Here is a 478-nt window from a genome sequence, read left to right as displayed (position 1 = left end):
GGCCATGAAGATGCGCGGCATGACCGGGAAGTGGAACGCCATGTGGCACTCGTCGCCGCCGGAGGCGAAGTCGCCGAAGTAGTCGACGACGTCCTCCGGCCACTGGTTGGCCTCCGCCAGCAGCACGGTGTCGGGGTAGTGCGCGTCGATCTCGCTGCGGACGCGCTTGAGGAAGGCGTGGCTGGCGGGCAGGTTCTCGCAGTTGGTGCCCTCCTCGGCGTACAGGTAGGGCACGGCGTCGAGGCGGTAGCCGTCGATGCCCAGGTCCAGCCAGAACTTCAGCGCGGCCAGGATCTCCTCCTGGACGGCCGGGTTCTCGTAGTTGAGGTCCGGCTGGTGGGAGAAGAAGCGGTGCCAGTAGTACTGGCCGCGCACCGGGTCGAAGGTCCAGTTGGACGCCTCGGTGTCGACGAAGATGATGCGGGCGTCGCGGTAGCGGGTGTCGTCGTCCGCCCAGACGTAGTAGTCGCCGTACGGG

At 67.4% G+C, this 478-nt stretch carries 1 protein-coding gene; it reads right to left on the bottom strand.

From position 1 onward, the window contains the following. The coding region (locus ACFIF2_RS35935) for an alpha-amylase family glycosyl hydrolase (RefSeq protein WP_395577494.1) at positions 1-478 on the bottom strand (478 nt) is incomplete at both ends.

This window comes from Streptomyces sp. BK79 (genome assembly GCF_044142145.1).
Classification (GTDB): Bacteria; Actinomycetota; Actinomycetes; order Streptomycetales; family Streptomycetaceae; genus Streptomyces.
This window is presented reverse-complemented; position numbering and strand designations above follow the sequence as displayed.